The sequence below is a fragment of the Acinetobacter sp. GWC1_38_13 genome (assembly GCF_001767535.1).
GTDB lineage: Bacteria > Pseudomonadota > Gammaproteobacteria > Pseudomonadales > Moraxellaceae > Acinetobacter > Acinetobacter junii.
Window position 1 is genome coordinate 25,389 of record NZ_MELG01000089.1, and the last position, 8,482, is coordinate 33,870.

Below are 8,482 nucleotides of genomic sequence, written 5' to 3' on the forward strand. Positions count from 1 at the left end.
CTCTATTTCTCATTGATTGATACCAACATAGAGATACTTTGCATGTGAAATGGCAACGGTTTGTTGTGTGTTATCTTCACTTGAAGATCATGAAGTGATTGCCACCCTATAAAACTGTCTAATGTATAACCCGTATATGGCAAGTTCAAGAAAGCATTTTGGTTGTAAAGTTTGGTCGAAATCTCTTGATCATTGATATATCCACCAATCGACTTATTCAAAAATAACGCCATCTCATGCACTTGGATTTTATGAAACATTGCTGTTACTGGAACTTGGCTAAAATCAGGTGGAAGTAAATCAATTTCCAATTCAAATGATTGACCTAATTGAACTGTTTGGCTTAGTGTTTTATCAGGTATGTTTAAATTTGTTCCAACAATTGTGTAGGTTGAATAGTAATAACCATCGGCATTGCTAAAGCTCACTATTGAATTATCTAGCACCTGAATATCTAAATTGAGTACCGATCCAACACCATTGACCAAAGTAATATCAAACTCACAGTCACTTTGAGCTGAGTCTTTTATTTCTTCTAGTACAGTAAATCCATTGCGATTACTGAGCATAAAACACTGATCTTCACCCAAGCCTGTAGGCAAAGCACACATAGATATAACTTGCCCACCAAAATTATGTTGCGACCAAGCATTCATTTCTTGATCACGCTCAAGCGTAATTGATGCAACCATTCCATCATTAAGAACAATCCACACAATGCTATTTGGTGTTTGTTGGTAGGTAAGCTCTTTGATTCCACCATGATTTTCAGGAATATGCGGTGCTATCGCTGATAGTTCAGGCGATACCAATCCATCAACTTCAAAACGGTATGACATTGCTCTTAGGCGTTCACCACCACGCTGAACAAACAAAAGCTCGTTGCCTACCCGACACGGTTTAACATTAGCCTGCACACCAAATGAAGTATGTTCATCAATTTGCGCTGTACTTGGTGTTAATGGCCCTTGTGAATTGATAAGAAATTCTGCCCCACCAGTAAGGGCGACCACGCCACCACGTTGAGCAAGATGCAAAATGTTATCTGATTGTGCTGAACTAGACGCGATACTAAAAGCATCGGCATCCTCTGTGGTTTCCAAGAAGTTCCCATCATCAGCAATTCGACTGAACCACATTTGGTTAGGGCTTGTTTTTGTATTGGCAAAAACTAGACGCTGTTTAAAGAAACATACTGTTTTTGGGTATCCAGTTTCGGCACTAAAAGCAATTGATTTTAATGACCAAGATTTAGCAATAGCCTGAATATCAGACGTTAATTTGACTAAGACTTCACCATTCACTTTAGTTGCTGAAATGTATTCGGTGATTTTGACTTGACCGCCATTAATCTCAACAATGCTGCCTACGCTATCAACGGTAAATACAGATGCGTCCCCTGCAGTAACTTCTTCCCAATTTGTATTTACTGCGGTTGGCTCTGAACCTGAATTATCCGCTAATGCTCTCCAAGTTTTGCTTGAATGAATAACTCGATCACCAGTCAGATAGGTTTCAGTATTGCTCCAATTTGGGAAAGCTGCTGCTGTCAAAGAAATGATCTTTCCAACTTCTGTTCCCGACGGTGTTAATGCGACATTGGGCGTTGATCCAAGTTCATCATTAGGATTTACACCAAAAGTAAACGGTGCAAGTTGCCAGTTGGTGAAGTCTGCTGAACATAGCAAACGCTGTACAGGCGTATCGCCTTGAACCATGTACATACGGTATTTTGTATGCGCATACTGAATTTCTTTAACTTTTTGAGCTGTGTTATATGGCGTATCTGTTTCATACACCACTGTGTACGTTCTTGGGTCGTAAACCTTGATGAATGACACACCTAAGATCAATAGATAAGTGTTTTCAGAATTGGCAATAAACGGAATTAATCGCAGTGCTTCTGCGAAAATATTTCTAAATTTAGTACCTGGTCTTTTCTTTGCCCCACCCTCAACCAAAGGCAAAGCATTTACCAATTTTTTCACACCGTTTGCATACTGCTGAATGTCTGTGCGCGTCCATAATAACGGACTTAATTCACCAGAACTTAGATTATTTTTTAATATCCATTGCTTCATTAGTAACGCTCCGAAATGTAAGTCGATTCAGCCCATTGGATGTCTTGGCTTGGTCTTTCTTGGGCGTTGATTGCTTTGGCTTGGCGTAAAATATCTTGAAATTGTGCTTCTGCGCTTTGCCCTGCTGCATCACTTCCAGTCACAGGCTTACAAAGCTTTGATGCCATTTTTAAAGTCATGGCTTCAACTAGCAGTGAATCCCACGTTTGCTCATTGTCATTATCAAAAACATATTCAAGCTGAATTGTGTTTGTATCAGCCAAGATATGGCGGTTTTCCACTTCATAACGCTCTGTATTCGCTGAAATGATCAGCACATAATCACGCGGTAAAGGGAATGCATTTGCATAACCAAAGCTTGGATAAGTGGAAACAGGTGAAAGGATTTGACGCTTTTTAGCACATGACCATGGATGAGAACGAAGCAAAGCTAAGCGTGTTGTGTCGTAAATATTTCGGCACAGTTGCGCTAGTTTCGATTCTTCTTCAAAGCTTGCGATCTGCTGACCGCCAATCATGCTCAATGCGTTATTGCAGATGGATACTTTAGTTATAGACATAATAAAACCCCGATGACTTTTGGATAGTTTCATCGAGGTTTTGAAGTGTTTTGTTGGGTATAAAAACCACCCGAAGGTGGCTTGATTCAATCTACATCATGATTCTACTTTTCAACTCTTTAAAAGCATAATCGAAAACCGTATTCATGAGCTTTTCTTCTTTCTGCATTTTCCAGATGAAATCAGTCGAGAATCTAATGAAAAATGAATCTTTATCTTTCTTCGCTCTAATTTCCACTTCTCTAGGCATTTCTTTATTCAAATATTCTACAAGCACAGAATACTTAATGTCACCATCCATTGCACCATAAAGCAAACTAAATGCACTTCCGTTTTCTTCTTTTCGCTTGAAGTCATATTTATTCGACAAGAATATCTGCAAGTTATCCATGACTTTCACCTGTGTTTATTTGAATCAATTATATCAAAAAACATCATGATCTTTAAGATTCAACATCCTTTCAATCTTTTAGTAACAAAATTAAAAAGCACCCCACCGCCCTGCTAAACGGTGAGGTGAAAGAGGTTACACAACGTAGTCGATAGCAACCACTTTAAGCTCGTTTGCACGACCAGCACCAAATGAATGAACACCACCCACTTGCGAGATGTTCTTTTTGTCAGGACGTTTAGAAATGTCAAAGCCTGTGATGTTCGCATCACCAAAATGAGCTGCTGAACCTGCATACATTACAGTACGTAATTCACCTACTGCTGCACCTTGATTCAGTTTTTCATATGGAATCCAGTTGACACCCATCCATTTGCCACCTACACCACCTTCTTGCAGCATTTTCCCTGCCATGAAGTCAGCACTTGTAAGCGTGGTATCGCCTAAAATGTCTTCCAACATATCAGACGTGTAAAGCATGTAAATGGTTTCACCATTGTGCTCATCACATTCGTTTTTACGGAAAAGTGATTTTGCTTTGATGATCTTTTGCTTCAATGTACCAAAATTTGAAAGGATGATTTGACCTGCTGGCAAGTTGACAGTAGCCGTTGATTTAGTGCCGTTGTCCGCAACTGTTGTACGAGTTACACCACCAACTAAAGCTTGATAGATAATATCGTCAGTTTTACGGTTACGAGCACTGATCAAGTTTTTCATATACTTGTCAGATGGATTTGCTTTTAGTTTTGGCAAATCACGAGCTTCAATCGGAATAAATAAATCCCAATCTGCCATTAATGCTGTACGCACACCAGCATCAGGAATTGTCCAAGTTGTGTCGCCAAAACGGTTGCCCGATGCTGACATTTCAACTTGACCCATGTCATTGATAGTGAATGATTCACCTTCAATTTTTCCACGATTCACGATTGTTTTTAATAATCGCGAGTCATTCTGCATAGCAGCGACTTCATAAGTGTCATGAAATTGCTGTACAAATGCCGCTGTGATTTTGTTTTCATTCGCCATTGGTCAACCCCCTAGCCGTATGTTCTGTTGTAGTAACTTTCAACTTTGGCATTAACACGAGCATGGTCAGGATGACTCGGATTCATGTATGCCTCTGATGCCAATAATTCTGTAATGCTTGAACCACCGCCTTGTTGTGTATTTTGTGGGGGCATATCCTCTTGTAATGCCTTGCCAAAGTGAGCAGCCAAACGAATGCCGAATGTCGGAGAATCGATTTGTTTTGGATCAAGCCCTGCTGCTTCTACCGCTTGTTTTGCAAGTCGTAGGTTTTGATCAAATTCACCACCCCATTCCGATTGCAATGCTTCCAATTGAACTGCTGTATGTTGCTCATAGGCTTGAAGAACAACGCCTAATTGCTCATTAGAAATCCCTGCTTTAAGGGCATTTTCTAAAAAGGCTTTATTACCTTCATCAGCCTTGAATGCATCGAAATCAAAGCCTTCAAGATTAACTTCGTACTTATCGGCAGATTCAGGTAAATCTGTTTTCTGCTCTTGAGTCTCTGTTTCTTGTGTTTGTTCTGTGTTTTGAGTTTCTGTACCACTTGCTTGTTCAGTTGTGGCTGTTTGCGTTTGCTCAGTAGTCTGAGTTTCTTCACCAGTTTGGGCTTGTAAATCATCCATTGTTCTCTACCTCGCTGTAATTCGGATCATTTGCTTGATTGATTTGATTAATTAAGAAATTGACAACGCTTTGCTGCCCTAAGTTAAAAGTGGTTTTGCGCTCTGATTGAGGGTCGAAAGCATCACGGCAATACATCTGTGTCAGATGCTCTAAAATTCGCTGACCATTGATGTCCAAGTCAAAAACAACACGGTATGTTTCAGGCGTTGGTCGCGTTAATTGCCTGTGCTGTACGAATTTGCCTGTAACTTCTGCTTCGTTATCTTTTTCGCGCAAAGCTTCTTCGAGCAGTTCAATTTTGTTGGTTAGCTCATTGAGTTCAGCATGAGCATCATCTAGCTGAGACTTCGTATCTTGATGAAGTCGATTTTCATCCCAGTACATGTCATGCCATTTTTCATACTTAATTTGTTGATAAATTGCATAAAACAGGATGACAACCGCCAATACAAAACCTAAATAAATCATGATCTAACCTCGCTTGTTAGTTCTGCTTCAACGCCTTTGCCCAATGCGTTTGCGATTGGTTGCGCTAAGTTTTGAGCTTGTTCTTGTGCTACTGCTTGTTGCTGTGCTTGCTGACGTTGTTGACGAATCTGATCAATTTCATCTTGCGTACGCAAAATTGACGTAGGAACACCCAAGCCCATGCCTGTGACCTGAGCAACCGCATCAAAATCAATGTTGTCTAAGATGCTTTGATCAATTGCTGCAATATTCCCTAATCCAGCGATAAAGCGTTCAATTGCTGTCACTTCTTCTAGCTGTTGAGAACGCGCTAAAGCTGAGATGAATTTGAATGATAGATTGCGACCCTGCATTTCTTCGGGTGCTTCACCGATCACGCCTGCACGATATGCAAGCCCGAAAGTACGCTCTAAAAGCGGTGTAAGTAATTCAGCTTGCCAGCGACCATATAAAGGACCTAATTGTTGGCGAATCAGATCGACACGGACGTGAACCTCTGTTGCGGTCATTGCTGGTCCATCGGCTGGCTGTAATTGATCAGCCATCATCTTTTTACGAATGCCACCTTGTAGCAATTGCAGCAACTCAACGCCGACTTGATAACCCTTGCCATCATCCATGCGCTGCATAGAATCAACGGAATTAGCGACAACGATCTTGCCACCACCCAAACGCACAGTTCGCGGATTTAAAACACCATCATCTTTAGCAATCCACATGCCGAGCGTTGAAATCTCTGCACTTCGTAACGTATCTCGCACTAACTTGTTTGCTGTTTTGGCATCAGGTAAAGCTGTTGATACTTGCCCAATGCCGTAAACAGTGTTAGGTAACTTTCGATAGCGAGGAATTACAAAAGGAAACTCGTTATAGCCCGATTCTTTTAAAATATGCTTTGCTTCTACTTCGATGTGATATGAAGCAAAAGGCATCTTTTTAGCTAAAACATATGGGCTGTCACTTTGTTGGATGTTTCGTGGCTGAACAACAGTAATCACTTTGAACTTGGTGTCAGGCTTTTCTTTGTAAGTATTGCGGACTTTCTGACTGACTTTGTTCTCTCCATACTCAGCAACTAATGCTGCTGCTGTCATGTCAAACTCTCGATACAGCGTATCAATCCGTTGATCTTGACGAGTTGAAGCTAAATAGCATTGCCCAATGTCATAAGTCTGAAAGACGTAACCGCCACCAGCTTTGCGGTCAACATCTGAATACATCACACCCCAACCAGCGACAACACAATCAGTCACTAGATCAAAGATTTCACTATCAAAGTTTGCACCATGAATATTGCGCCAAATGAATTGCGCAATCACATCAAGCCACTGTTCACCATCAGTTAATTCTGAAGGATCATCCACACCATCAGGCACAGCTTTAAACCATAATGCATTGGCTGGCGTAGTTCCTGAAATGATGCTCGATACAAGCAGTTGCGTTGCTTCTGCTAATGTTGAATCAAGTAGCTCTGCTCGTTGTGTCTTGCGTGATTCTGTTACGTCATCACCAATAAAAGATTGCTGACGCTCAGGTGCAGCATAGCGATAGCATTCCGTCCACTGTGATTCATAGCGTGAACGTTCTGCTTTCAGCTCTCCCAAGCGTTTACACAATTTAGCTACTTGATCACTCATATTAGCCCCCTAAAGTGGTTTTCTTTTGAGTGTCTGTAGCTGATGAAAGCACAGTTGAAGCACTGCGTTTCTTACGTTCTGCAATAGACGCATTCGCACTTTGCTGTGCTTCGGCTTGTGCTTTTTTTTCCGCTGCTGCTGCATCAAAGCCTTGAGAAGCTGCTTTAGTGTCAGTGAGACCGATGGCATCAGTGACAGAGGAAAAGATTTTTCCAACAGTTCCGCCACACATTAGTCAGCCTCCTTCGTAGTCCATCCATCTTTTGTTAAGAATGGAACACGTTTTTTAGGCTTAACTTCACCAGTTGACCCTGAACTTGCGTTTGCTTCGCCCTGAGTAGACTTCTTTAGCTCAGCCAATTGCGCCTGCACTTCCTCTAATTGGCGTTTGAGTTCTTCGTTAGTTGGTTCGGTCGCTTTGGTATCAGGCGTTTCATCAGCCTGAATATGCTCTAAAGCTGCATCAGCAATTTCAGCTGTGGTTTGTCCTGTGTTTTCTGTAGTTGCGCCAGGTGTTTTAATTGTTCGACTAGCCATAAAAAAGCCCTATTCGTTGTTGATAAACGGATAGAGCTAGTTTTGGTTTGTTAGTGTGTGGATTTGTTGTGTGATTGAGCCTCTTTGAATGTGGTCATTTGACATACTCCGTAATTAAACGAATAACCAAAAACATGGTCAAAGTCGCTGCTATTACACCCCAAGCAAAAAAGAATCCTCTACCAAACCATTCCAAAATCGCAGGGGTTGAAAGCTCTCCGTTATACCAACGCCATGCATACTTGATTGATACAAACAGCGCTGTTCCATAGATGATTGCTATCGCAAAGTCTTTCATTCCCCACCACCCTTGAGCGCTTGCTCTTTCTCTAAAGCCTTGCGTGCAATGTCTTTGGAATATGTATGGTCTTCTGACATCTTCACCGCCCAATAGCCATTTAACTCGCACCCATTCAGATCAGCTTCTTTTTGCATATGAGGGATGGGGTAAGCGATTTGATCCAAGGCAAGCGATAAAGCATCTATTCTTAATTGCTGTTCATTGATTTTTTCTTGAAGGTGTTGCCAAACTTGATCAGCAACAGTCATTGTCATGTTTGGATAAAAACCAACATCTTCATTAAATCTGTTCCAATTTGGTCCGAGATGATTAGCCATCATCTCTTCGCCAGTTGTTTCAATTAGCCAATTTTCGAGTTCAAGGTTTCTTCTCATCACTTCACCCCTACTTTGCAATTCGGACTAACATGATTCTCAATGTGTGAGTCGTCCCTCATGTCGTTGTCAATACGATGACCTGCTGAGATTTCTTCGGGTGTTGCGTGTCTAAAGTTTGACTCATGCGCAAACGAGTATTCACCCTTGCTCCAATAAGCTCTAATAAACTCATCGTTGTAGGACTGAATCCTCATAACCTTGTTTTGACTACTGTTCTTTAAAACTACAGCTTCACCGACCTTAAACATGCTCACCTCCATAAATAGATTCGTAGTCTGCGATGGCTTGTTTTAGGTCTTCCAACTTGTAAACCTCACCCCATGTCTTCATCAGATCAATGCTTTCGCCTTTCCACTTTTTGACCATGCAGTCGTCTTTATGGCTCCATTCTGGCAACCAAGCGTTCCACCACACAGCACCAATAAGTTTTAAATAAGTTGACCGTACAAAATGTGTTGCTCCATCAGG

The 8,482-nt window shown here is 41.3% G+C and carries 11 protein-coding genes and 1 pseudogene; all 12 read right to left on the minus strand.

Going from position 1 to position 8,482, the window contains the following annotated elements:
• Positions 1-2: 2 nt before the first annotated feature.
• The gene (locus tag A2003_RS09370) at positions 3-2,081 is read right to left on the minus strand and encodes a phage nozzle protein (RefSeq protein WP_286687226.1); all 2,079 of its coding nucleotides are present in this window, start codon (positions 2,079-2,081) and stop codon (positions 3-5) included.
• On the minus strand, positions 2,081-2,641 hold the full coding sequence (locus A2003_RS09375) for a phage connector family protein (RefSeq protein ID WP_286687227.1): 561 nt from the start codon (positions 2,639-2,641) through the stop codon (positions 2,081-2,083). The genes A2003_RS09370 and A2003_RS09375 overlap by 1 nt, the downstream gene beginning before the upstream one ends.
• Positions 2,642-2,732: 91 nt before the next feature.
• On the minus strand, positions 2,733-3,032 hold the full coding sequence (locus tag A2003_RS09380) for a hypothetical protein (protein ID WP_286687228.1): 300 nt from the start codon (positions 3,030-3,032) through the stop codon (positions 2,733-2,735).
• Between the two features lie 135 nt (positions 3,033-3,167).
• Complete coding sequence (locus tag A2003_RS09385; protein WP_286687229.1) at positions 3,168-4,064, minus strand: phage capsid protein; 897 nt, start codon at positions 4,062-4,064, stop codon at positions 3,168-3,170.
• Between the two features lie 11 nt (positions 4,065-4,075).
• Positions 4,076-4,693, minus strand: coding sequence for a hypothetical protein (locus A2003_RS09390; protein WP_286687230.1), 618 nt, complete (start codon positions 4,691-4,693; stop codon positions 4,076-4,078).
• Entirely contained in the window at positions 4,686-5,162 is a 477-nt protein-coding gene (locus A2003_RS09395; protein WP_286687231.1) for a Bbp19 family protein, read from the minus strand. Before A2003_RS09395 ends, A2003_RS09390 begins: the two co-directional genes overlap by 8 nt.
• The gene (locus A2003_RS09400; protein WP_286687232.1) at positions 5,159-6,799 is read right to left on the minus strand and encodes a portal protein; all 1,641 of its coding nucleotides are present in this window, start codon (positions 6,797-6,799) and stop codon (positions 5,159-5,161) included. Before A2003_RS09400 ends, A2003_RS09395 begins: the two co-directional genes overlap by 4 nt.
• Before the next feature lies 1 nt (position 6,800).
• Positions 6,801-7,031 carry a hypothetical protein gene (locus tag A2003_RS09405; RefSeq protein ID WP_286687233.1) on the minus strand — a complete coding sequence of 77 codons (231 nt, stop codon included), beginning with the start codon at positions 7,029-7,031 and terminating at the stop codon, positions 6,801-6,803.
• Positions 7,031-7,336 carry a hypothetical protein gene (locus A2003_RS09410; RefSeq protein WP_286687234.1) on the minus strand — a complete coding sequence of 102 codons (306 nt, stop codon included), beginning with the start codon at positions 7,334-7,336 and terminating at the stop codon, positions 7,031-7,033. The genes A2003_RS09405 and A2003_RS09410 overlap by 1 nt, the downstream gene beginning before the upstream one ends.
• A gap of 94 nt (positions 7,337-7,430) precedes the next feature.
• On the minus strand, positions 7,431-7,634 hold the full coding sequence (locus A2003_RS09415) for a hypothetical protein (protein WP_199955317.1): 204 nt from the start codon (positions 7,632-7,634) through the stop codon (positions 7,431-7,433).
• Positions 7,631-8,011: a hypothetical protein gene (locus A2003_RS09420; protein WP_286687235.1), complete on the minus strand. Its 381-nt coding sequence runs from the start codon at positions 8,009-8,011 to the stop codon at positions 7,631-7,633. Before A2003_RS09420 ends, A2003_RS09415 begins: the two co-directional genes overlap by 4 nt.
• A 243-nt stretch (positions 8,012-8,254) precedes the next feature.
• Positions 8,255-8,482, minus strand: a pseudogene (locus A2003_RS09425) (hypothetical protein); the annotation flags it as partial.

Coding starts and splice junctions, on each gene's coding strand:
- A2003_RS09385 (WP_286687229.1), bottom strand. CDS start 4,064: ATGGCGAATGAAAACAAAATCACAGCGGCATTTGTACAGCAATTTCAT.
- A2003_RS09395 (WP_286687231.1), bottom strand. CDS start 5,162: ATGATTTATTTAGGTTTTGTATTGGCGGTTGTCATCCTGTTTTATGCA.
- A2003_RS09380 (WP_286687228.1), bottom strand. CDS start 3,032: ATGGATAACTTGCAGATATTCTTGTCGAATAAATATGACTTCAAGCGA.
- A2003_RS09415 (WP_199955317.1), bottom strand. CDS start 7,634: ATGAAAGACTTTGCGATAGCAATCATCTATGGAACAGCGCTGTTTGTA.
- A2003_RS09370 (WP_286687226.1), bottom strand. CDS start 2,081: ATGAAGCAATGGATATTAAAAAATAATCTAAGTTCTGGTGAATTAAGT.
- A2003_RS09420 (WP_286687235.1), bottom strand. CDS start 8,011: ATGAGAAGAAACCTTGAACTCGAAAATTGGCTAATTGAAACAACTGGC.
- A2003_RS09400 (WP_286687232.1), bottom strand. CDS start 6,799: ATGAGTGATCAAGTAGCTAAATTGTGTAAACGCTTGGGAGAGCTGAAA.
- A2003_RS09390 (WP_286687230.1), bottom strand. CDS start 4,693: ATGGATGATTTACAAGCCCAAACTGGTGAAGAAACTCAGACTACTGAG.
- A2003_RS09375 (WP_286687227.1), bottom strand. CDS start 2,641: ATGTCTATAACTAAAGTATCCATCTGCAATAACGCATTGAGCATGATT.
- A2003_RS09405 (WP_286687233.1), bottom strand. CDS start 7,031: ATGTGTGGCGGAACTGTTGGAAAAATCTTTTCCTCTGTCACTGATGCC.
- A2003_RS09410 (WP_286687234.1), bottom strand. CDS start 7,336: ATGGCTAGTCGAACAATTAAAACACCTGGCGCAACTACAGAAAACACA.